This window comes from Sphingomonas olei (genome assembly GCF_045369765.1).
Classification (GTDB): Bacteria; Pseudomonadota; Alphaproteobacteria; order Sphingomonadales; family Sphingomonadaceae; genus Sphingomonas; species Sphingomonas panaciterrae.
In genome coordinates this window covers 125,990-148,887 of record NZ_JBIQEU010000001.1, presented here as the reverse complement: position 1 = coordinate 148,887, position 22,898 = coordinate 125,990, and the positions used below count along the sequence as shown (strand labels likewise).

Sequence of the window (22,898 nt, the reverse complement as noted above, 5' to 3'; positions counted from 1 at the left end):
GCGCGATGGTCGAAACCACCCCAGCACCCGGCACCGAAGACGCCGCGACCGCCCGCGCGCCAGTGCAGAGCCGCCTGACGCAAAACGCGCCGCTCGCACCGCTCGTCTGGTTCAAGTCGGGCGGCGCGGCCGAATGGCTGCTCGAACCGGCGACCGTAGATGATCTGGCGAAGTTCCTCGCGAACCTCGACCCCGCCGTGCCGGTGTTGCCGCTCGGCCTCGGCTCGAACCTGATCGTTCGCGACGGCGGCGTACCCGGAGTGGTCGTGCGTCTCGGCAAGCCCTTTGCAAAGGTCGCGGTGATCGACCCGACGACGCTGCGCTGCGGCGGCGGCGCCAGCGGGATCCTCGTCTCCTCCACCGCGCGCGACGCCGGCATCGCGGGCGTCGAGTTCCTGCGTTCGATCCCCGGCACTGTCGGCGGATTCGTGCGCATGAACGGCGGGGCCTATGGCCGCGAGACTGCCGACATCCTGGTCGAATGCGACGTCGTGCTGCGATCGGGAGAGGTGGTGACGCTGCCTGCCGCCGACCTCCACTACAGCTATCGCCATTCGGAGCTGCCCGTCGGCGCGATCGTGGTCAGCGCCACCTTTCGTGGCCAGCCGGGCGATCCGGCGGCGATCCAGGAGGAGATGGACCGCATCGCCGCCAGCCGCGAGGCCTCGCAGCCGCTGCGTTCGAAGACCGGTGGTTCGACCTTCAAGAACCCGCCGGATCACAAGGCCTGGGCGCTCGTCGATGAGGCCGGCTGCCGTGGCCTTCGCCGCGGCGACGCTCAGGTCAGCGAGAAGCACACCAACTTCCTGCTCAACCTCGGGCAGGCGACCAGCGCCGATATCGAGGCGCTGGGCGAAGACGTGCGGCGGCGCGTGAAGGAGAAGAGCGGCGTGACCCTCGAATGGGAAATCCAGCGCGTGGGGGTGGCATCGTGAGCCAATTGCATATCGCCGTGCTGATGGGCGGCTGGTCGGCCGAGCGCGAGGTGTCGTTGTCATCGGGCAACGGCATCGCCGACGCGCTCGAATCGCTCGGCCACCGCGTCACCCGCATCGACATGGACCGCAACGTCGCCGCCCGGCTGGCTGAGGCGGCGCCCGACCTCGTATTCAACGCGCTCCACGGCACGCCAGGCGAGGATGGCTCGATCCAGGGCCTGATGGACATCATGGGGCTGCGCTACACCCATAGCGGCCTCGCCACCTCGGTCATCGCGATCGACAAGGTGCTGACCAAGCAGGCGCTGGTGCCGCAGGGCGTGCCCATGCCCGGCGGCCGTATCGTCGCCAGCGAGGATCTGTACACCGCCGATCCGCTGCCGCGCCCGTATGTGCTGAAGCCGGTCAACGAAGGCTCCTCGGTCGGCGTCGCGATCGTCACTGATGGCGGCAATTACGGTCACCCGATCAGCCGCGAGGCGAGGGGCCCGTGGCAGGAGTTCGACCAGCTTCTTGCCGAACCTTATGTGCGCGGCCGCGAGCTCACTACCGCCGTGCTCGGCGACAAGGCACTCGGCGTGACCGAGCTTCGTCCCAAGTCCGGCTGGTACGATTACGACGCCAAATATACCGAGGGGATGACCGAGCACATCTTCCCCGCGCCGGTGCCCGACGAGATCACCGAGGCGTGCAAGGCGCTCGCCCTGCGCGCGCATGAGCTGCTGGGCTGCAAGGGCTGCAGCCGCGCCGATTTCCGCTGGGATGACGAGCGCGGCGTCGAGGGGCTGTTCCTGCTGGAGGTGAACACCCAGCCGGGCATGACCCCGCTCAGCCTGGTGCCCGAACAGGCGCGCCATCTTGGCATCAGCTACCCCGAACTCGTCCAGGCGATCGTCGACGAGGCGATGAAGGACGGCGCGATGAAGAGTGGCGCGACGATGGAAGAGGGGACGCCATGAGCCGGTCGATCACCCGCGGCGCACCGCAGCGCCGGCCGACCGTCCGTCGCGGTCCGCCGAAGAAGTCGCTCGGCGACCGCCTGATCGCTGCCCTGCCGCTAAGCGAGGTGGCGTTGCGCCGTGCGGTGACCTGGTCGATCCTCGGGCTCGGCGGGGCGGCCGCACTCGCCACCGCGTCATGGTTCGGCGTGCCGGCCGCGATCGGCACCGCGGTCGCCGACAGCACCGGGCGCCTTGGCCTCAACGTCGAGGGTGTCGACATCACCGGCATCAAGCGGATGAACCGCGAAACGGTCTATGCCGTCGCGCTTGAGGATCAGCCCAAGGCGATGCTGCGCGTCGACCTGTACCTGATCCGCGAGCGGCTGCTCGCCTATGGCTGGATCGCCGACGCTTATGTCGCGCGGCGGCTACCCGATCGCCTGCTGATCCATATCGTCGAGCGCGAGCCCGCGGCGGTCTGGCAGAACGGTGGCCAGCTGACGCTGATCGACGCGAAGGGCGTGCCGCTGGAGCCGGTCGATCGCAACCGCATGCCCGATCTGCCGCTGGTGATCGGTCCGGGCGCCGATCGGCAGGAGGCGAATTACCAGCGCCTGCTCGCCGCCGCGCCTGCGCTCAAGCCGCGGATCAAGGCGGCAAGCTGGGTCGGCAATCGCCGCTGGGACCTGACCTTCGACACCGGCGAAACGCTGGCGCTGCCGCAGGAAGGCGCCGCAGCCGCGCTGGTCAAGTTCGCCGAGCTGGACGGCGCGCGGTCGCTGCTGGGCAAGGGCTGGCTGCGCTTCGACATGCGCGATCCGGCGAAGCTGGTCGCGCGAAAGCCGGGGACGGACATGGAGCAGGCGGTGCCGGAATCAGGCACCGGCGCTGCCGCCGGACCCGCCATCCAGAGCGCGCGACTGGAACGCATCGACGAAGTCTAAGACACGGGTAATAGGGCCACATTCTCGGGGCAGGGAACAGGGGTACAGGGCATGGCGAAAGCGGCACCGGAAGGCATCATCACCGCGCTCGATATCGGCACGTCGAAGGTATCCGCGATGATCGCCCAGCGTGGCGACGGCGGCGAACTGGTCGTGCTGGGCACCGGCCAGCGCGAATCGAAGGGCGTGAAGCGCGGCTATATCGCCGACATGGCGCTGACCGAGGTCGCCGTGCGCGAGGCGGTGGCGCAGGCGGAGCGGATCGCCGGCTTCAACATCGAGAATGTCTGGGCGGGTTTCTCCGCCGGCGGGCTCGTCAGCGACGAGGCGTTCATCGAGGTCGAGCTGAACGGCCACCGCATCGAGCAGCAGGATATCGACGCGCTCCTGCAGGAAGGGCGCTCGGCGATCGATCCGCAGGGCCGCATGGTGCTCCATGCGCAGCCCGCGCTCTACACGCTCGATGGCCTGACCGGCGTGAAGAAGCCGCTCGGCCTCCATGCCGATCGGCTGGGCGTCCACATCCACGTCATCGCGGCAGATGGCTCGCCGGTGCGCAATCTCGATCTCACCGTCCGCTCGGCGCATCTCGAGGTGAAGTCGATCATCGCCTCGCCGGTCGCGACCGGGCTCGCCTGCCTCAGCGAGGAGGAGCGCGATCTCGGCGTCGCGCTGGTGGAGATCGGCGCGGGCATGACCAATGTGTCGCTGTTCGCGGGCGGGATGCTGGTCGGCCTGAAGTCGATCCCGGTCGGCGCGTGCGACATCACCGACGATATCGCCTCTGCCTTTGGCACGTCGCGCAGCCAGGCGGAGCGGATGAAATGCTTCCATGGTTCGGCCAATGCATCGCCGCGCGACAATCACGAGATGATCGCGATTCGTCCCGGCCGTGCCGATGACGATACCGATCCGCTGCAGATCACGAAGGCGGCGCTGATCTCGGTCATCCGTACCCGGCTCGAACATCTCATCAACGAGGTGCAGGCCGCGCTGAAGGAACTGAAGTTCGAAGGCCCCGTCGGTCGCCAGGTGGTGCTGACGGGCGGCGGTGCAGAGCTGAAGGGCATTGCCGATTACGCGCAGCAGGTGCTCGGGCGCACGGTGCGCGTCGGCCGGCCGCGCGGGCTGGTCGGTCTGCCCGATGCGCATGGCGGCCCGGGTTTCGCCACGCTCGCCGGGCTGGCATTCTTTGCCGCATCCGACCCTGTCGACCTGCGTGGCCTCGTGCCGCAGCAGCAGATGGTCGTGCGGCAAAAGGGGCTCGGCGCGCTGAAGCGTTTGTTCCAGGCGGCGAAGGCGAATTATTGATCGCCCCGCGCTGCTTTTCGGCTGGCACGCGGCGACGTTGTGTTGCACTAAGATTAATGGCGATGACGGGCCAGTGTTTGGTGCCCGAACTGACGGAGTAAATTGGCGATGGGCATCGAATTCATTGCACCCGACGTGGACGAGCTCACCCCGAAGATCGCCGTGATCGGCGTCGGCGGTGCTGGTGGCAACGCGATTGCCAACATGATGCGGGCGGACGTGCAGGGCGTCGAGTTTCTCGTCGCGAACACCGACGCGCAGGCGCTGAAGCAGTCGATCGCACCGCAAAAGATCCAGCTGGGTGCCAAGATCACCCAGGGTCTTGGCGCGGGCAGCCGGCCGGAGATCGGCCGTGCCGCGGCCGAGGAAACGATCGAGCAGGTCGCCAAGCTGCTCGAGGGCGCGCACATGTGCTTCATCGCTGCCGGCATGGGCGGCGGCACGGGCACTGGCGCCGCACCGGTCATCGCCAAGGCTGCGCGCGACATGGGCATCCTGACCGTGGGTGTCGTGACCAAGCCGTTCGCCTTTGAAGGCAAGCGGCGCGGAAAGTCGGCCGATCAGGGCATCGAGGAACTGCAGAAGTTCGTCGACACGCTGATCGTCATCCCGAACCAGAATCTGTTCCTGATCGCCAACGCCAACACCACCTTCAAGCAGGCGTTCGAGCTTGCCGACGAGGTGCTGCAGCAGGGCGTTCGCGGCATCACCGACCTCATGGTCATGCCGGGCCTCATCAACCTCGACTTCGCCGACGTCCGCTCGGTGATGCAGGAGATGGGCAAGGCGATGATGGGCACGGGCGAGGCGGAAGGCGACGACCGCGCGCTGGTCGCCGCGCAGAAGGCGATTGCCAACCCGCTGCTCGACGGCGTGTCGATGCAGGGCGCGAAGGGCGTCATCATCTCGATCACCGGCGGCGAGGACATGCGCCTGCTCGAGGTGGACGAGGCGGCGAACCACATCCGCGAACTGGTCGATCCCGAAGCCAACATCATCTGGGGTTCGGCGTTCAATCCGGAGCTCGAAGGCCGCATCCGCGTGTCGGTCGTCGCTACCGGGATCGAGGCTGTGCAGCAGGCCGAAACGCCGGAGGCGGAGCCCGCTCGCGCGTTCAGCTTCTCAGCACCGCGTCGCATCGAAACGCCCGCGCCGACGGCAACCGCTGCGCCTGCCGCGGCTGCGCCCGCCGCCCCGGCCGCCGCTCCTGTCCAGGCGCCCGCGCCGCAGCCCACCGGTGCTGCTGCCGGCGCGATGGCAGGTGGTGTACCGACGCCCGGCGCAACGCCCGCGGTCGAGCCGTCCCCGGCTGCTCGCGCCGTCGAGCAGGAGGCTTCGGACGAACTGCTGCTCGGCAGTGACACCGTCGTGCCGGCTCCGGCCGCCCCGACGGCGGCGCCTGCCCAGCCGCGCGTGTTCGGCGATGACGAGCCGGCCGCTGCGCCGCGCCGTCGCTGGCTTTCCGGCGGCAACGAAGCCGCTGACGAGGTTCCGCCCCAGCCGCGCGTGAAGCTTGGCGGCACCTTGTTCGAGCGGATGCAGAACGCCTCGCGTGGCACGCCGCGCGCGGAGGATGCGGAATCGAAGGATCAGGTCGACATCCCGCGCTTCCTGCACCGCCAGAACAACCAGTAACGAACCAAAGCTCCGGGCGGCCGGCATTCGTCGGCCGCCCCGTGCGTCCTGGCGCGGCAGGTAATGGGACTCATTGCCCGTTCATCCCGCTTCGTCTCTAACGCAATCAGCTCATGTCTTTTTCTCGCCCCCTGATTCTTGCCGCGGCCCTCGCTGGCTCGCCCCAGGCGCTCGCCCAGGCCGCGCCGGGGCAGATGGTGCAAAGCCTCCCCGGTCAGATGGCCCCGCGGCCGACGCCGGACGCTGATGCGCTTGCTGATGCGATGCGCCGCCTCGGTGCCAATCCGCGCGATCTCAGCTCGCTGATCACCGCCGGGGAGCTTTCGCTGAAGCTTGGCGACGTCAACGCCGCCGCCTCGCTGTTCAAGCGTGCAGAGAACGTCGATCCGATGAACGGCCGCGTGAAGGCCGGCATGGCGCGGATCCTGGTGACGCAGCAGCGTCCCGGCGAGGCGCTGCGCTATTTCGACCAGGCGGTCGGCTATGGCCTCAGCCCGGCGACCTTCGCCGGCGACCGCGGCCTTGCTTATGATCTGATCGGCGAACAGGAACGCGCCCAGCGCGACTATCGCGTCGCGCTGAAGGCATCGCCCGACGAGGAAGTGCAGCGCCGCTACGCGCTCTCGCTCGGCATCAGCGGCCGCCGCAAGGAGGCGCTCGACGCCATCGACGCACAGCTGCGCCGCAACGACCGCAGCGCCTGGCGGGTGCGCGCCTTCGTCCTCGCGATGACGGGCGACGTGCCGGGTGCGCAGAAGATCGCCAGCACCATGATGCCGCGCGGCATGGGCGCCGCGCTGTCGCCATTTTTCTCCCGGCTTGAGGCCTTGTCGCCGGTCGATCGCGCCTTTGCGGTCCATTTCGGCGAATTGCGCGCGACGCCCCAGCGGCTGGCCGACGCGCGCATGGCACCGGCGCTCCCGCCGCTCGCACCCGAAGCGCGCCCGCCGGTCCAGGTCGCCGCCGCAACTCCCGCACCGGCTGCCACGGCGCCAGTCGACGCCCGCACCAAGCGCCGCCTCGCGCGCGAAGAGGCGAAGCGCGCCCGCGAACTTGCCCTGGCGCAGCAGCGTCAGCGTGCCGCGGACGCGCGCGCGGCCCGTTCACGGCCCCGCCAAACCCCGGCGCCGGCCGTGGCCATTGCGAGCCGCCAGCAGGCCAACCCGGCACGGGCAACGGCCGATACGCTCCAGCCGCCCCGCTACGCCGGCGTAGAATTCGCCGCGCCCAAGCCGGTGGTTCAGGACCTCGGCCGCGCCGCGACCACCGCTCCCACCGTCAGCCAGCCGGCTCCGGCGCCAACCACCTTGGCAACGCCAACGCCGGTACCAACGCCGGCACCCACCGCGGTCGCGAGCGCCACCCCGGCATATACCCCCGCGCCAGCGCGCCCCGCCTATGTGCCGCCCCGCGCTCAGGTCGCGACCACCCTGCCAGCAACGACGCCGCCGCCATCGCTGCCGAGCACTCCTGCACCCACCTCCGTGGCGACGACGGCCGCGACCCCGCTGGCGCGCAGCGTCGACACGGCCGACGCCGCGCCGATCCCGGCACGTCCCGCGGTCAGCGAGGATACGATCCTCGCCCGGATCATGGCTGGCATCACCATTCCCGGCGCGGAGCTCGGCGTCGCCCCGGTGCGTCCGCCGGAGCCGCCGCGGCCCGCCCCCGCGCCCGTGAGCGAAGCCGCCACGCCGCCGCAGGCTCCAGCGCCGACCACCACGACGCCTGCGCCGTCGCCCAGGCCAGCGGCAACGCCGAAGCCGGAGCCCAAGCCGACCCCGGCGGCAAAGGAACCGCCCGCGCCCGATCCCAAGAAGCTCGCGGCAGAGCGCAAGGCGGCCGCCGCGAAGAAGCTGGCCGACGCAAAGAAGGCGGAAGAGGCGAAGAAGGCAGCCGAGGAAGCAAAGGCCGCCAAGGCAGAACCGTCGCGCATCTGGGTTCAGGTCGCGGGCGGCGCCAACAAGGATGACCTGCCCAAGGCCTGGGCCGCGGCGCAGAAGAAGGCCGACGCGCTCAAGGGCAAGGCCGCCTATACCACGCCGCTGCGCTTCACCAATCGCGTCGTGACCGGTCCGTTCAAGACCGATGCGGAGGCGCGCGAGTTCATCAATACCCTCGCCAAACAAGGGGTGTCCGCCTTCGCCTTCACCAGCGAGAAGGGCCAGAAAATGACGAGGCTTCCTGCCAAGTGACGGTGATTGCGCCATGGGCATCGTACCCGGCGCACAGCAGAGGTCGCCTTCATAAAGAACAAAGCAAGTCCGGAGCGGCCGGCGAGCGCGGTCCCCGCGACGATTACCAGCGCGATCGCGACCGTATTGTCCATTCGATCGCCTTCCGCCGCCTGCGCCACAAGACTCAGGTGTTCCTCGCCCCCGACGGCGATCATTTCCGCGTCCGGCTGACTCATAGCCTCGAGGTGGCGCAGATCGGCCGCACCATCGCGCGCGCGCTTGGCCTGAACGAGGATCTGACCGAGGCGCTTTGCCTCGCCCATGATATCGGCCACCCCCCGTTCGGCCATGCCGGCGAGGACGCGCTGAAGGCCGCGATGACCGACGTCGGCGGCTTCGACCACAATGGCCATACGCTGCGCACGCTGATGCGGATCGAGCGCGCTTACCCGCGCTTCGACGGCCTCAACCTCACCTGGGATACGTTGGAGGGCCTTGCCAAGCACAACGGCCCCGCACGTCATCCGGGATGGGCGCTGCGGCAGGCGGATGAGGAGGCGCAGCTCGAACTGGATACCTATGCCAGTCTCGAGGCGCAGGTCGCCGCGCTCGCCGATGATATCGCCTACGACAATCACGACATCGACGATGGCCTGCGCGCCGGGCTGCTGTGCGTCGACCAGCTGCTCGCCGTGCCGCTCGTCGCGTCCGGCTGGGATCGCGTCCGCTCGCTCTTCCCCGACGTCAGTGAGCGGCGGCAGGCGCGCGAGCTCGTCCGCAGTCAGATCGGCGTGATGGTCAATGATCTCATCGCCGAGACAAAGGCGCGCATCGCGTCGTCCGGTGTCGAAATCGTCGATGATGTCCGGGCCGCGGGGAGGGCGCTGGTCGCCTTCTCCGATCAGATGCGCATTGCGGAACGCGACCTGAAGCGGTTCATGTACGCCAACCTCTATCATCATCCGCGACAACTGGAGGCGGCCGACGCCGCGCACCGGATCGTGGCGGGGCTGTTTGCCGCGTTCCGCGCCGATCCCGCGCTGTTGCCGGACGAGTGGCGCAGCACGCTGCCCGCCGACGAACCCGGGCTCAGCCGCCACATTGCCGATTACATCGCCGGGATGACGGATCGTTATGCGGTGCGCGAATACACCCGCGTGATCGGCCCGATCGACATGCCCGAGGGCTTCTGACCGACGCCTAGTTCTTCAGCCGCCACCCACGCCGCAGCAAGGTGTAGCAGATGAGGCCAAGCACGATGTCGAGCGCCAGAATCACCGCGCTGCCCAGCGCGACGGGGGAGTCGGCGATCCCCAGGAACCCGTAGCGGAAGCCCGAGATGATGTAGAAGAACGGATTGGCGTGGCTGATCGCCTGGAACACCGGCGACAGGCGATCGACCGAATAGAAGGTTCCCGACAGCAGCGTCAGCGGCGCGACCACGAAGTTGGTCACCGCCGCGGCATGATCGAACTTCTCCGCCCAGATCGACGTCAGCACGCCGATCAGCGCGAGGAACACCGATCCCAGCAGGCCGAACCACAGCACCGCCAGCGGATGCGCCGGCATGACATGGACGCCGGGCCACAGCGACATCGCCAGCCAGACGGTCAGGCCGACAAGGAAAGCGCGCGTCACCGCGCCCCCGGTCAGCGCGGTCAGCAGCTCGGCGGTAGACAGCGGCGGCATCAGGTAATCGACGATCGTGCCCTGAATCTTGCCCACGAGCAGCGAGAAGCTGGCGTTGGCAAAGGCGTTGTTGAGCATCCCCATCACGATCAGCCCGGGCGCGACGAAATCGGCGAAGGCGACGGTCGAGCCGCCAACGTGCACTTCGCTCCGCCCGCCCAGCGCGACGGTGAAAATGACCAGATACAAAAGCGTGGTGATCGCCGGCGCCCAGACCGTTTGCAGCTGGACCTTGAAGAACCGCCGCACCTCCTTCACATATAAGGTCTTCAGGCCACCCCAGTTCACGTTGCGGATTGACGGAACACCGGGTGCGCTCCTGATCAAGGAACGGTGATGGTCGGCGGACGTCCGGCCAAGTGGGGGGTGGCTGCTCATCGCGTGTTCGCGTAGTCGCTGCCGCCGCCCGCTGCAACCGGCGCAAGAAGTGAAGGAACGACAAGACCGATGTCCTGGACCGAGGAACGGATCGATACGCTGCGCAAGATGTGGGAAGGCGGCCAGACGGCCAGCCAGATCGCAGAGGCGCTGGGCGGGGTCAGCCGCAATGCCGTGATCGGCAAGGCGCACCGTCTGGGCTTGCAATCCCGTCCGTCGCCGGTCGTGTCGAAGGACGCGGAGGCGAAGGCTGCCGCTGCTGCCGCCGCCGCGAAGCCGGCGCCCGAGCCCGTGGTCGCTGCGCCGCCGCCACCCCCGGCGCCGCCGCCACCCGCTCCCCCGCCGGCCCCCGCGCCGCGCGCAGCCTCGCCAACGCCGGCGGTGACACAGGTGTCCGCGCCCAAGCCGATCACCATCACCACCCCGCTCGAGCCGGAGCGGTCGCCCGAATCGATGCGCATGGTCCGCTCGGTCGGTCCCGGCGGCTTCGTGCGTCAGGCCCCCGGTGAGCAGCAGGCACCCAGCACCCCGGCACCGCCGCGCCGCCTGGTTCCGGCCAAGCCGTCGCCGGAGATTGCCGGCAAGACCAGCCTGCTCGATCTCAGCGACAAGGTCTGTAAATGGCCGCTCGGCCATCCGGGTGAGCCGGACTTCCACTTCTGCGGTGAGAAGGTGAACCCCGGCTTTCCCTATTGCGTCGAACATTGCGGCCACGCTTATCAGGCGCAGCTCCCGCGCCGCGATCGCCGCGCCGCGCCGCTGCCCTTCGGTGGCCCGCGGATGCGCTGAGCACGCGCTCAGGCAAATAGAAAAGGGCCGCGGCGAGGATGCTCGCCGCGGCCCTTTTCTTTGTCTCCGATCTGCCGCTCGCCCGTCAGGGGGATGGCAGACCCTGGATGACCGGGCGAACTCCCCGCCCGGTCACCGCAGTGCCGCTTAGAAGCGGTAGGCCGCCGTCGCGCGGATCGAGTGCCAGCGGAACTTGTCGTCGCTGCGACGGAAGTCGGTGCCGCTGCCATTCACCAGCAGGAACGGATTGCTCGCCGCGGTGTCGCCAGCGTTGCCGGCGCGGACGCGGTAATCGTCGTCCTTGTACTGGTGGTACATGTACTCAAGGCCGAGCGAGACGTTGTTGGCGACCTTCTGCTCGATGCCGCCACCGCCGGTGATGCCCCAGTGGTTGCGCTTGCCCGATTCGGAGAAGCCGTTCACCGCATTGGTGGTGGAGAACTCACGGTCGATGCGGGCATAGCCCGGACCGAAGGTGCCGTAGAACAGCGTGCGGTTGTTCGGCGTGTAGCCGACGCGGCCACGGATCGATGCTTCCCAGTCGATCGAGCGGGTCATGACGTAGGAGGCCGGCGTGCTGGAGAAGGCCGACACGCTGTCGGTGATCTCGCTCTTGCCGAACTCACCGACGGCACCGAGGACCAGCCCGCCGCGCTGATAGTCATAGCCGATGCGGCCATAATAGGCCCAGCCGTCCTTGTCCTTGGCACAGGCCGCGGGCGAGGTCGGGTTCGTCGGCGACGTGCCGGCCAGCGCGCGGCCGTTGCAGAAGCCGCCAACCGGCGGTGCGAAGGCGTTGGCGCCAGCGGCGGTGTTCACCGCATCGCCGAAGCGGCCATCGAGATTGGTGTCGAACAGGATCGAGGAGCCACGATCGTTCGGCTGGACATCATAGCCGCCGGCTGCGCCGATATAGACGCCGGAGAAGCCATCTTCGTCGGCCGTCTGCGCGGAGGCGATCGACGGAGCGACCAAAGCGGCGGCAATGCCCGCGAGGAACAAGGACTTCATACGCAACCCTTTCGTTACTTACACAACAAACACATGCGGAGGCCCGAACGGGGCAGGCGGTAGAAAGGATGCATGCCAGCGCGTGTTTGTGCCGAAACGGGAAAAATGTGTTGCAGCGCGGCAACAGGTCACGAGGCGCACCTGCTCTGCTATAGCAGGGGCATGGCTGATCCAGATCTGTTCCGTGCCGCCGCTCCCACCCCCGCTTACGACGCCTCGTCAATCGAGGTGCTGGAAGGGTTGGAGCCGGTCCGGCGCCGGCCTGGCATGTACGTCGGCGGCACCGACGAGCGCGCGCTTCACCACCTTGCCGCCGAGGTGCTGGACAATGCGATGGACGAGGCGGTGGCCGGCCACGCCACCCGCATCGAGGTCACGCTGGCGCCGGGCAATCGCCTGACCATCGTCGACAATGGTCGCGGCATCCCGGTCGATCCGCACCCCAAGTTCCCGGACAAGAGCGCGCTGGAGGTGATCCTCTCCACGCTCCATTCGGGCGGCAAGTTCGCGGGCAAGGCCTATGCGACCAGCGGCGGCCTCCACGGCGTCGGCGTCTCGGTCGTCAACGCGCTGTCGTCGGACACGGTGGTGGAGGTGGCGCGCGATCGCCAGCTCTACCGCCAGCGCTTCGCCAAGGGGCAGACGCTCGGCCCGCTGGAAAATGTCGGCGCGGCGCCCAATCGGCGCGGCACGTCGGTCGCCTTCACCCCGGACGAGGAGATTTTCGGCCCCGATCTGCGCTTCAAGCCTGCACGGCTCTACCGGCTCGCGCGGTCCAAGGCTTATCTGTTCGCCGGGGTCGAGATCCGCTGGAAATGCGCGCCCGAGCTGATCACCGACGACACGCCGGCAGAGGCGGTGTTCCAGTTCCCCGGCGGCCTTGCCGACCACCTGCGCGAGCAGGTCGGCGGGCGTGAATGCGCCACCGCCGATTTCTTCACCGGCTCGCAGGAGTTTCCGGGAGAGGCCGGCCGCGTCGAATGGGCGGTCGCCTGGCCCTTGTGGTCCGACGGCAGCTATTCCTGGTATTGCAACACCATCCCGACCCCCGATGGCGGCACGCACGAACAGGGCCTGCGCCAGGCGCTGGTGCGCGGCCTGCGGGCGTTTGGCGAGTTGGTGAAGGAAAAGAAGGTCAAGGATCTGACCGCCGACGACGTGATGGTCGGCAGCGAGCTGATGCTCAGTGTCTTTATCCGCGATCCGCAATTCCAGTCGCAGACCAAGGATCGGCTCACGTCGCCCGAGGCTGCCGGGCTGGTCGAAAAGGCCGTTCGCGACCATTTCGATCATTTCCTCACGCACAATATGGACCGCGGTCGCGCGCTGCTGGGCTATGTGCTGGAACGGATGGACGATCGCCTCCGCCGCAAGGAGGAACGCGACGTCAAGCGCAAGACGGCGACCTCGTCGCGCAAACTGCGGCTGCCGGGCAAGCTGACCGACTGTTCCGCCAACGCCCCCGGCGGCACCGAATTGTTCATCGTCGAAGGCGACAGCGCCGGCGGCAGCGCCAAACAGGCGCGTGACCGCAAGACACAGGCGATTCTCCCGATCCGCGGCAAGATCCTGAACGTCGCCTCCGCCACCAGTGCGAAGATCCTCGCCAATCAGGAAATCGCCGATCTCATCCAGGCGCTCGGCTGCGGCACGCGCAAGGAATGCCGCCCCGACAATCTGCGCTACGAACGCATCGTCATCATGACCGACGCCGATGTCGACGGCGCGCATATCGCCACCCTGCTGATGACCTTCTTCTTCCAGGAAATGCCCGATCTCGTCCGGCGCGGGCACCTCTATCTGGCGCAGCCGCCGCTCTATCGCATCACTTCCGGCGCGAAGTCGCTCTACGCGCGTGACGACGCGCATCGTGCCGAGATCGAGCGCACGGCGTTCCGCGGCAAGAAGGTGGAGGTGTCGCGCTTCAAGGGCCTGGGTGAGATGAACCCGGGTCAGCTGCGCGAAACGACGATGGACCCAAAAACCCGCAGCCTCATCCGCATCACGCTGCCGCAGGAATATGAGGAGCGCGCGGGCGTCAAGGATCTGGTCGACCGGCTGATGGGCACCAATCCCGCGCACCGCTTCGCCTTCATTCAGGAGAATGCTGCGCGGATGGACGAAGAAGCGATCGACGCGTGACCCGGGGGGCGCAAGTTCCTATCTAGGCTCGATGCGCAAACCAAAGGCAGGGCTCCCGAGCCGCCAGCAGATCCTCGATTTCATCTCCACGAGCGATACGCCCGCCGGCAAGCGGGAAATCGCCCGCGCCTTCGGCCTCACCGCGCAGGAGAAGATCGGCCTGAAGGCACTGCTCAAGGACATGACCGATGAGGGGCTGATCGACAGCGCCCCCGGCCGTGCCTTCCACAAGATGGGCGGGCTGCCCAAGGTCACCGTGCTGCGCATCGTCGATGCCGACGATCACGGCGCGATCTGGGCTACGCCGGAACGCTGGGAGGCGGAGGTCGCGGCGCCCCGCATCCGCGTGCGCGAGCGGCGACGCGGCGACCTTGGCGTCGGCATGCGCGTGCTGGCGCGCACCGAGGAACTCGGCGGCGGCTGGATCGCCCATCCGATGAAGGTGCTCGCGCCCGCCGCCGAGCAGATCATCGGCGTTCTGCGCGGCGAGGGCGATCGTCTGTGGCTCCAAGGCGTGGAGAAGAAGGAGCGGCGCGAATTTCCCGTCTCGGACGCCGGCGGCGCGCAGCCCGGCGATCTCGTGCTGGCGGAACGGGCCGGCCGCCCGCCGCGCATCACTGCCAAGGTCGTCGAGAGGCTGGGCGATCCCTTCGCACCGCGCAGCTTCTCGCTCATCGCGATCCACAAGCACGACATTCCCAACGTTTTCGATCAGGACACGCTGGACGAGGCGCAGCGGGTCGCCGCCCAGCCGCTGGGCGAGGGGCGGGAGGATCTGACTCATCTGCCGATCGTCGCGATCGATCCCGCCGACGCGCGCGACCATGACGATGCGATCTGGGCCACGCCCGATGATGATCCCGGCAACCCCGGTGGCTATCGCGCGCTGGTCGCAATCGCCGACGTCAGTTTCTATGTGCGGCCCGGCGGGGCGATCGACCGTGAGGCACGGCGGCGCGGCAATTCGGTCTATTTCCCCGATCGCGTCGTCCCGATGCTGCCCGAGGTGCTGTCGGCCGACGTCTGCTCGCTGAAACAGGGGCAGGATCGCGCCGCGCTCGTTTGCCACCTTCAGGTGAGCAAGGTTGGCGCGCTCAAGACCTGGCGCTTCTCGCGCGCGGTGGTGCGGATCGCGCAGAACATCGCTTACGAGGATGCGCAGGCCGCGATCGACGCGGATTCGCCGTTGCCGCTCGAAACCGCCGTGGACGGGCGCGCGCCTGCCGGGGACAGCGCCACGATCCTGGCCGCGCTGAAGGACCTGTGGGAGTGCTGGTCACTGCTCGCCGCCGCACGCGACAAGCGCGAGCCGCTGGCGCTCGACCTTCCCGAACGGCAGGTGGCGCTGGACGAAAAGGGCCGCCTCCTCTCCGTCGCGCCGCGCGACCGACTGGATGCGCACCGCCTGGTCGAGGATTTCATGATCGCCGCCAATGTCGCGGCGGCCAAGGCGCTGGAGGCGAAGAAGGCCCCCGTCATGTACCGCGTCCACGAACCGCCGGCGCGGGAGAAGCTGGTGGCGCTGAAGGAATATCTCGCGACCTTCGACGTCCCCTTTGCGCTGGGTCAGGTCATCAAGCCCGCGACCTTCAATCATATCATCGATCGGGTCGGCGACGCCGATTTCCGCCCGCAAGTCATGGAGCAGATCCTGCGCTCCCAGACCCAGGCTTATTATGCGCCGGCCAATCACGGCCATTTCGGCCTGTCGCTCGGCTCCTATGGCCATTTCACGTCGCCGATCCGGCGCTACGCCGACCTGCTCGTGCATCGCTCGCTGACCAGCGCTTATGGCCTTGGCCCCGGCGGCCTCAACGGCGACGAGGATTTCGAGCGGCTGGGCGAAACGATCAGCAAGCTCGAACGCCGCGCGATGGAGGCGGAGCGCGAGACGATCGACCGCTATGTCGCCGCCTTCCTCGCCGAACGGGTGGGGGAAGTGGTCGATGCGCGCATCACCGGCATCCAGAATTTCGGCTTCTTCGCCACGGTCGAGGGGGTGGGCGGTGACGGCCTGATGCCAATCAGCGACCTCGGGCAGGAATATTTCCGTTATGACGAGGCCGGGCAGCGCCTGGTCGGCGAGACGAGCGGCGACGAATATACCCTGGGCATGCGGCTGAAGCTCCGGCTGGCGGATGCCAATCCGGTGTCCGGTGCGCTCCGCTTCGAGCTTGAGGAAGGGAAGGGCGCCCGCCCATCACGCCGCGACGGTGCTGGGTCGAAGGCGCCGCGCGTGCTGAAGCGTCGCGGTCGGCCTGGCAACATTCGGCACAAGGGTGGGAGACGATAGATGGCGAACATCGTGATGCGTCTGGGTGAGCGTTACACCACGCGCACGCAGGACCGACTGGTCGAGCGGCTGCGCGCCGTCAATGCGATCAAGCCGGCGAACGCGACCCTGCTGGCCCCGCTCAGCCGCCGCGAGGCCCGGCTGCTCGAACGCATGGTGAAGTTCCGCGCCGTGGTTCAGGAGGGCGAGCATCTGTACTGGCTCAACGAACAGGCGCTGGTCCACTTCCGCAAGGAGGAACTGGCGCGCCTGCTCGGTGCCGTCGCAGTCGCCGGATTCGCTGCCGCCGGCGCGCTCGCGCTCGGCCGCTGACCTCACCTGACTGGCGGCCGTGGGCGACTATCGGTCCCGGCCGCCGGTCGTTCCAGACCCGCTGCTCAGTTGGCGGTAAAGGTCATGCCCGCCTTGGCGATTAGGCGCTTGCGCAGCGGCTCGCCCATCAGCGCACCGGGCGTCCAGATGCCACCTTCGCCCGCGACATCCTCGATCAGGCACATCGCGCTCTCCGCCAGCATCTTGCTGGTCGATCCATAACCGGGGTCACGATCGCCGGTGACGACGGCGTCGATCCGCGTGCCATCGGGCATCAGGCCGATGAACAGCACATCATAATGGCCGCTCTCGCGCTCTTCCTTGGTCGGACCTTCGCCGGGCTTGGGCCCCTTGTTGTCGGCAAAGGGATTGAGCTTGGTCAGCGCTTCCGCTGCGGCCTTGCCCATCTCGCCCAGCCCGGTGACCACCATCTCGTCATAGACGAAATCGTCGCCATAACGCTGGCCGAGCAGGAAATTGGTGCGGTGGACGTTCTTGGTGTTGATCGGCGCCATCACGAACGGCGCGACCCAGGACTCAATCGTGCTGTCATATTCCGGGATCAGCCCGGTCGGCTGGTGCGGCCCCTTGTGGCCCGGGGTCAGCGCAAACGGGCTGGCGAGCAGCGGGACGAGCGAGGGATCCTTCGCCGCTGCCGCCAGCGTCGCCTTCAGGCTCGCCGCAGTCCCGCCCGAGAAGGTGCCCTTCATCGTGCGCACCCGGCATTTCACCCGGGGCGCCGGACGCCCGAACCGCGCGACCGCCGCTTCCTGCAACGTCAGCACGCCAAGGTCGAAGGGGATTGAATCGAACCCGCAGGAAAACACGATCCGCGCGCCCGTGCGCTTCGCCTCTGCATCATGCGCGTCGATCATCTGGCGCATCCACGCCGGTTCGCCGCACAGGTCGACATAGGCCGTGCCGGTTGCCGCGCACGCCGCCACCAGGTCGCTGCCATACAGCTGATACGGCCCGACCGTGCTGATCACGACCTTGGTCCGCTCGCACATGGCGCGCAGCGATGCAGGATCGTCGGCATTGGCGGTGACGAGCGGCACGTCGGCCGAAATGCCCATCTCCCCGCGCACTTCCTCCAGCTTGGAGAGCGAGCGCCCCGCCATCGCCCAGCGCACGCCCGCGGGGTAGGTCAGCGCGATATATTCCGCCACCAGCCGCCCGGTATAGCCGGTCGCGCCATAGACGATCACGTCGAAGTCGGTCGTCATCTCTGTCTCTCCTATGCCGCTTCACTGAACTGAAGGCTCGCGAGGCGTGCATACAACCCGCTGCGCGCCATCAGCGTGGCATGATTGCCCTGCTCGACGATACGCCCGCCGTCCATCACCACGATGCGATTGGCCGCGCGCACGGTGGCGAGTCGATGGGCAATGACCAAAGTGGTGCGATCCGCCATCAGCCGCTCCAGCGCCTCCTGCACCAGCCGCTCGCTTTCGGCGTCCAGCGCGCTGGTCGCCTCGTCGAGCAGCAGGATCGGGGCATCGCGCAGCAGCGCGCGGGCGATCGCGACGCGCTGCCGCTGCCCGCCCGACAACCGCGCCCCGCCTTCACCCAGGAAGGTGTCGAGCCCCTCCGGCAGGTCGCGCAAGAACGCCGACGCATTGGCTGCGTCCGCCGCGGCCCACAATTCCTCGTCGCTCGCGTCCCACCGGCCATAGCGCAGGTTGTCGCGTGCCGAGGCGCCGAAGATCACCGTCTCCTGCGGCACCATGGCAATACGGGCGCGGATCGCGGCGGGATCGGCATCGCGCAGGTCGACGCCATCGATCGTCAGGCGGCCGGCGGCGGGATCGTAGAATCGCTGTAGCAGCTGGAACAAGGTCGTCTTGCCGGCGCCCGAGGGGCCGACCAGCGCCACCGTCTCGCCCGGTGCAATCGCCAGCGAAAAATCATGCAGCGCCGCGGTGTCGGGCCGCGTGGGATAGCGGAACTCGACATGTTCGAACGCAACGGCGCCCTGCGGCGGTTGCGGTAGCGGCTCGGGCCGGGCCGGCGCCGCAATCTCCGATTGCTCCGACAGCAATTCCGCGAGCCGCCCGGCGGCCCCGGCACCACGCAGCAATTCGCCATAGACCTCGGTCAACGCCCCGAATGCGCCGGCGACGATCCCGCCGGTCAGCACGAAGGCAGCGATCGACCCGCCCGAGATGCGCCCCGCGGCAACATCGGTCGCGCCTTCCCACAGGACCAGCGTGATCGATCCAAACACCAGCGCGATGACGATCGCGGTCATGATCGCGCGCAGCATGATACGCTTCTGCGCCGCCACCATGGTCGCCTCGACCGCGCCGGTGAAGCGCGCGGCCTCGCGCTGCTCCTGCCCGAACGCCTGCACGATCTTCATGGCGCCCAGCGTCTCGGTCACCATCGCACCGACATCGGCGACCCGGTCCTGCGAGGTGCGCGAATAGGTCCGCACCCGCCGCCCCAGCAGCATGATCGGCAGGATCACCAGCGGTATGCCAAGGCAAAGCAACCCCGCCAGCTTGGGCGAGATCGCGAACAAATAGATCAGCCCGCCGACCCCGGTGAAGGCATTGCGCAGCGCCACCGACACGGTCGTGCCGACCACCATTTCGATCTGCGCGGTATCCGCCGTCATGCGCGAGGCGATTTCGGAGGGGCGGTTCTCCTCGAAGAAGCGCGGGCTCAGGCTCAGCAGATGCCGCTGCACCGTCTCGCGGATATCCGCCACCACCCGCTCGCCCAGCCAGGAGACGAAGTAGAAGCGGATCGCTGTACCGATCGCCAGCACCGCGACGATCATCAGCATATAATGGAACGCGCCTGCCACCGCGGCGCCGCCATCCGCCGCGAAGCCGCGGTCGATGATCCGCTTGAAGCTGTAGGGAATCGCGATCGTCGCCGCCGAGGTCACCGCCAGCGCCGTCCAGGCGGCGGCGATCTGCAGCGGGTAACGCTTCGCGTGCTGCCACACGAGGGCAAGGTTGCCGATCCGGCGGGTTGGTTGCGGCTCCACCGACGCTTTGCTGGCCATCCGCGCCACCTAGCAGCCGGGCCGGTGTGGCTCAACGGCCACCATCGCGTCCAATCGGATCAATGGTTCGTTGTGCGCTTGCACAATCGCTATATGGTGGCGGCGCGATCGTTGCGTTTGAGGATACCCGATGCTCTACGATGCCTATGAGTTCCAGCGGTCGCTGCTCGCCGGGGCCAGTGCAATGGCCAATCTTGGCGCCGGAATGCTGCAGAACCCGGCAAACCCATTCGCCTATTTCGGTGGCGGGCAGGTCATGGCGTCGGCGCTTGAGGTGTTCGCCCATGCTGCGGCTGCGCGCGGCAAGCCGGCATTCGGTCTCGATCACACGATCATCGACGGTCGCGACGTGCCGGTGCGCGAGGAAGTCGTGCTGCGCCTGCCGTTCGGGCAACTGAAGCGGTTCGTGCGCGAAGGCGTGGAGGGTGGCCCGCGGCTGCTGATCGTCGCCCCCATGTCGGGCCATTTCGCGACCTTGCTACGCGGCACGGTCGAACGGATGCTGCCCTTTGCCGACGTCTACATCACCGACTGGCGCGATGCGAAGATGGTCCCGGTCGAACATGGCAGCTTCGATCTCGACGATTATGTCGACTATCTGGTCGCCTTCCTGGAGAAGATCGGTCCCGGCGCGCACATGCTGGCCGTGTGCCAGCCATCGGTGCCCAGCTACGCCGCCGCGTGCATGATGAGCGCGGACGATCACCCGTGCCGCCCGCGCACGCTGACCATGATGGGCGGCCCGATCGACACGCGCGAGGCGCCGACCGCGGTGAACACGCTCGCTACCGAACGGCCGCACGCCTGGTTCGAACAGAATGTCATCGCCACCGTGCCGAATAGCTATCCCGGCGCCGGCCGGCGGGTCTATCCGGGTTTCCTTCAGCTCACCGGCTTCATGACGATGAACCTTGGCAATCACATGATGAGCCATTGGGAGATGTTCAAACATCTCGTCCGCGGTGACGGAGAAAGCGCCGACGCGACCAAGGAATTCTACGACGAATATCGGTCGGTCTGCGACATGACGGCGGAATATTATCTGCAGACGATCGACCAGGTGTTCCAGGCCCATGCCCTGCCGCGCGGCGTGATGACGCACCGCGGCCGTACCGTCGATCCCGCAGCGATCACCGACATCGGCATTCTGGCGATCGAGGGTGAGCGCGACGATATCTCGGGGCTGGGTCAGACACGGGCGGCGCTGACGATCGCCACGTCGCTGCCCGCGGAGAAGAAGCGCTATTACATGGCCGAGGGCGTCGGCCATTACGGCATCTTCAACGGATCGAAATGGCGAGACCGGATCGCGCCGGTGGTTGAGGAGTGGATCGCCGCGCACGACTGACGGCGCGGCGAAGAAGGGAAGGGGCGACCGCAGCCGCCCCGCCTTCGGTTAGCCGACCGAGCCGACCTTCGCGTGGCTCGAGGATTCGGCGGAATTGATCGTGCCGCCGAACAGCATCTTCAGCCGGCCGCTGATCGACACGTCGGTTTCCCACAGCTCGGCAGAGGTGATGTCGAACCGGTTGAGCCGGGCGTCGGCCTTGCCGTTCGGGAACCAGGCCTCGACCTGATTGTCCCACAATCTGTCGAACGTCGCCTGGTCGGTTTCCTGCGATACGCGACCGGCGAGGCAGGCAAAGAAATCATGCCCCTTGCCGACGAACTGCGCCATGGCCTCGCCACCCTTGGCGATGCGATTGTCGTGCGCGGAAAAGATGAACAGCGTGTTGGGCTGCGCATCGTCCAGCTTGACGCTCATCGGCTCGGAATGCTGGCCGTCCATCAGGCCGATCATCACATAGGGGCTGTCCTCAAGCTTCTTGAGGAACGTTTCGGCGACTTCCTGCGGACTGTCCTTATCGGCCATGCGACTCTCTCCTGCTTTGGATCAAGCCGAAGAACGTGGCGCGCAAAGGTTGGTTGCGCGCGACCTGAGGCAACGCAGGGTGGGTCACGCAAAAGCCCCGGTCGCTCGCGCGGCCGGGGCTTCTGTTGATCAGTGATCGTGGCGCCCCGGGCGACACCCCGCGGGCGCCGCTCCGACGCCGGGCATTACAGGACTTCGAACAGGCCCGCTGCGCCCATGCCGCCGCCGACGCACATCGTGACGACGACGTACTTCGCGCCGCGACGCTTGCCTTCGATCAGCGCGTGGCCGGTCATGCGCGCGCCCGACATGCCATACGGGTGGCCGATCGAGATCGCGCCGCCGTTGACGTTCAGCAGCTCGTCGGGAATGCCCAGCTTGTCACGGCAGTACAGCACCTGCACCGCAAACGCCTCGTTCAGCTCCCACAGGCCGATGTCGTCCATCTTCAGGTTGAAGCGCTCGAGCAGCTTCGGGATCGCAAAGACCGGGCCGATGCCCATCTCGTCCGGCTCGGTGCCGGCAACGGCCATGCCGACATAGCGGCCCAGCGGAGTCAGGCCCTTCTTCTCGGCCAGCTTCTCTTCCATCAGCACGCTGGCCGATGCGCCGTCCGACAGCTGCGAGGCATTGCCGGCGGTGATGTTGAGATCGGGGCCAAGCACCGGCTTCAGCGACTTCAGGCCCTCCAGCGTGGTGTCGGGACGATTGCCCTCGTCCTTCGCCAGCGTCACTTCCTTGTAGGAGACTTCCTTGGTCTCCTTGTCGACGACCGCCATGTTCGCAGTGACGGGGATGATCTCGTCATCGAACTTGCCGGCGGCCTGCGCGGCGGCGGTGCGCTGCTGCGACTGGAAGCCATATTCGTCCTGCGCGTCGCGGCTGATGCCATAACGCTTGGCCACCACCTCGGCGGTCTGCAGCATCGGCATGTAGATGTCCTTGTGCATCGCGACCAGCTCGGGGTCGGGCTGCACGCGCATCTGCGGCGTCTGGACGATGCTGATGCTGTCGACGCCGGCGCCGATGGTGACGTCCATGTTGTCGACCATGATCTGCTTGGCGGCGGTGGCGATCGCCATCAGGCCCGACGCGCACTGGCGGTCGAGCGACATGCCCGACACCGACACCGGCAGGCCGGCACGCAGCAGCGAGGTGCGCGCGATGTTGGTTGCCTGCGCACCCTGCTGCAGCGCGGCGCCCATCACCACGTCCTGCACTTCGGCGCCGTCGATCTTGGCGCGCTCGACAGCGGCCTTGAGCGCATGGCTGGCGAGGGTCGGCGACAGCGTGTTGTTGAAAGCGCCGCGATAGGCACGGCCGATCGGCGTGCGGGCGGTGGAAACGATGACGGCGGAGCGCATGTTCAGGATCCTTGGTAGTAGAAAGTGCCGGTCCGCCCGCTGATGCGGGCGGCGCTCCCCGGGGAGGGCGGCGGTTGAAACGATA

General features: G+C 67.7%; 18 protein-coding genes. 12 read left to right on the top strand and 6 right to left on the bottom strand.

From position 1 onward, the window contains the following. Positions 1–5: 5 nt before the first annotated feature. The 7 genes from murB (at position 6) to ACH0BU_RS00755 (ending at position 9,139) form a co-directional block, all read left to right on the top strand. Entirely contained in the window at positions 6–935 is a 930-nt protein-coding gene (gene murB, locus ACH0BU_RS00785) for a UDP-N-acetylmuramate dehydrogenase (protein WP_500263676.1), read from the top strand. Beyond that, positions 902–1,897 (top strand): D-alanine--D-alanine ligase, encoded by a 996-nt coding sequence (locus ACH0BU_RS00780; RefSeq protein ID WP_500263503.1) that lies wholly within the window; start codon positions 902–904, stop codon positions 1,895–1,897. Before murB ends, ACH0BU_RS00780 begins: the two co-directional genes overlap by 34 nt. Beyond that, a complete protein-coding gene (locus ACH0BU_RS00775) occupies positions 1,894–2,823 on the top strand; it encodes a cell division protein FtsQ/DivIB (protein WP_500263502.1) in 930 nt (309 codons plus the stop codon). Before ACH0BU_RS00780 ends, ACH0BU_RS00775 begins: the two co-directional genes overlap by 4 nt. Before the next feature lie 51 nt (positions 2,824–2,874). Further along, the gene (gene ftsA / locus ACH0BU_RS00770) at positions 2,875–4,134 is read left to right on the top strand and encodes a cell division protein FtsA (protein WP_046409295.1); all 1,260 of its coding nucleotides are present in this window, start codon (positions 2,875–2,877) and stop codon (positions 4,132–4,134) included. 108 nt (positions 4,135–4,242) lie between these two features. Next, positions 4,243–5,769 (top strand): cell division protein FtsZ, encoded by a 1,527-nt coding sequence (gene ftsZ, locus ACH0BU_RS00765; protein ID WP_136450621.1) that lies wholly within the window; start codon positions 4,243–4,245, stop codon positions 5,767–5,769. Between the two features lie 113 nt (positions 5,770–5,882). Then, complete coding sequence (locus ACH0BU_RS00760; RefSeq protein ID WP_500263501.1) at positions 5,883–7,964, top strand: tetratricopeptide repeat protein; 2,082 nt, start codon at positions 5,883–5,885, stop codon at positions 7,962–7,964. Next, positions 7,961–9,139: a deoxyguanosinetriphosphate triphosphohydrolase gene (locus ACH0BU_RS00755; RefSeq protein ID WP_500263500.1), complete on the top strand. Its 1,179-nt coding sequence runs from the start codon at positions 7,961–7,963 to the stop codon at positions 9,137–9,139. The genes ACH0BU_RS00760 and ACH0BU_RS00755 overlap by 4 nt, the downstream gene beginning before the upstream one ends. A gap of 7 nt (positions 9,140–9,146) precedes the next feature. Here the strand turns inward: ACH0BU_RS00755 and ACH0BU_RS00750 are convergent, their stop codons facing one another. Further along, positions 9,147–10,013: an ABC transporter permease gene (locus ACH0BU_RS00750; protein ID WP_046409299.1), complete on the bottom strand. Its 867-nt coding sequence runs from the start codon at positions 10,011–10,013 to the stop codon at positions 9,147–9,149. A gap of 69 nt (positions 10,014–10,082) precedes the next feature. Here ACH0BU_RS00750 and ACH0BU_RS00745 point away from each other — a divergent pair, with 69 nt between their 5' ends. Next, complete coding sequence (locus ACH0BU_RS00745) at positions 10,083–10,802, top strand: GcrA family cell cycle regulator (RefSeq protein ID WP_500263499.1); 720 nt, start codon at positions 10,083–10,085, stop codon at positions 10,800–10,802. A gap of 147 nt (positions 10,803–10,949) precedes the next feature. Here ACH0BU_RS00745 and ACH0BU_RS00740 read toward each other — a convergent pair whose 3' ends face one another. Beyond that, complete coding sequence (locus ACH0BU_RS00740) at positions 10,950–11,813, bottom strand: outer membrane protein (RefSeq protein WP_125945484.1); 864 nt, start codon at positions 11,811–11,813, stop codon at positions 10,950–10,952. Positions 11,814–11,975: 162 nt separating this feature from the next. Between ACH0BU_RS00740 and parE the strand changes: the two genes are divergently transcribed. The 3 genes from parE to ACH0BU_RS00725 are packed head-to-tail and all read left to right on the top strand — an operon-like array spanning position 11,976 to position 16,560. Next, positions 11,976–13,955, top strand: a complete 1,980-nt coding sequence (gene parE, locus ACH0BU_RS00735) for a DNA topoisomerase IV subunit B (RefSeq protein ID WP_500263498.1) — start codon at positions 11,976–11,978, stop codon at positions 13,953–13,955. 31 nt (positions 13,956–13,986) lie between these two features. Then, positions 13,987–16,248, top strand: coding sequence for a ribonuclease R family protein (locus ACH0BU_RS00730; protein ID WP_500263497.1), 2,262 nt, complete (start codon positions 13,987–13,989; stop codon positions 16,246–16,248). Then, positions 16,249–16,560: a hypothetical protein gene (locus ACH0BU_RS00725; protein WP_500263496.1), complete on the top strand. Its 312-nt coding sequence runs from the start codon at positions 16,249–16,251 to the stop codon at positions 16,558–16,560. Positions 16,561–16,625: 65 nt separating this feature from the next. Here ACH0BU_RS00725 and ACH0BU_RS00720 read toward each other — a convergent pair whose 3' ends face one another. Then, complete coding sequence (locus tag ACH0BU_RS00720) at positions 16,626–17,786, bottom strand: saccharopine dehydrogenase NADP-binding domain-containing protein (RefSeq protein ID WP_145118405.1); 1,161 nt, start codon at positions 17,784–17,786, stop codon at positions 16,626–16,628. A gap of 11 nt (positions 17,787–17,797) precedes the next feature. Next, positions 17,798–19,576, bottom strand: coding sequence for an ABC transporter transmembrane domain-containing protein (locus tag ACH0BU_RS00715; protein WP_500263495.1), 1,779 nt, complete (start codon positions 19,574–19,576; stop codon positions 17,798–17,800). A 130-nt stretch (positions 19,577–19,706) separates the two neighbouring features. Between ACH0BU_RS00715 and ACH0BU_RS00710 the strand changes: the two genes are divergently transcribed. Next, the gene (locus ACH0BU_RS00710) at positions 19,707–20,924 is read left to right on the top strand and encodes a polyhydroxyalkanoate depolymerase (protein WP_500263494.1); all 1,218 of its coding nucleotides are present in this window, start codon (positions 19,707–19,709) and stop codon (positions 20,922–20,924) included. 48 nt (positions 20,925–20,972) lie between these two features. Here ACH0BU_RS00710 and ACH0BU_RS00705 read toward each other — a convergent pair whose 3' ends face one another. Together ACH0BU_RS00705 and ACH0BU_RS00700 are read right to left on the bottom strand one after the other, a co-directional pair. After that, the gene (locus ACH0BU_RS00705) at positions 20,973–21,449 is read right to left on the bottom strand and encodes a pyridoxamine 5'-phosphate oxidase family protein (RefSeq protein WP_046406963.1); all 477 of its coding nucleotides are present in this window, start codon (positions 21,447–21,449) and stop codon (positions 20,973–20,975) included. Positions 21,450–21,634: 185 nt separating this feature from the next. Then, a complete protein-coding gene (locus ACH0BU_RS00700) occupies positions 21,635–22,813 on the bottom strand; it encodes an acetyl-CoA C-acyltransferase (protein ID WP_500263493.1) in 1,179 nt (392 codons plus the stop codon). Positions 22,814–22,898: the final 85 nt, after the last annotated feature.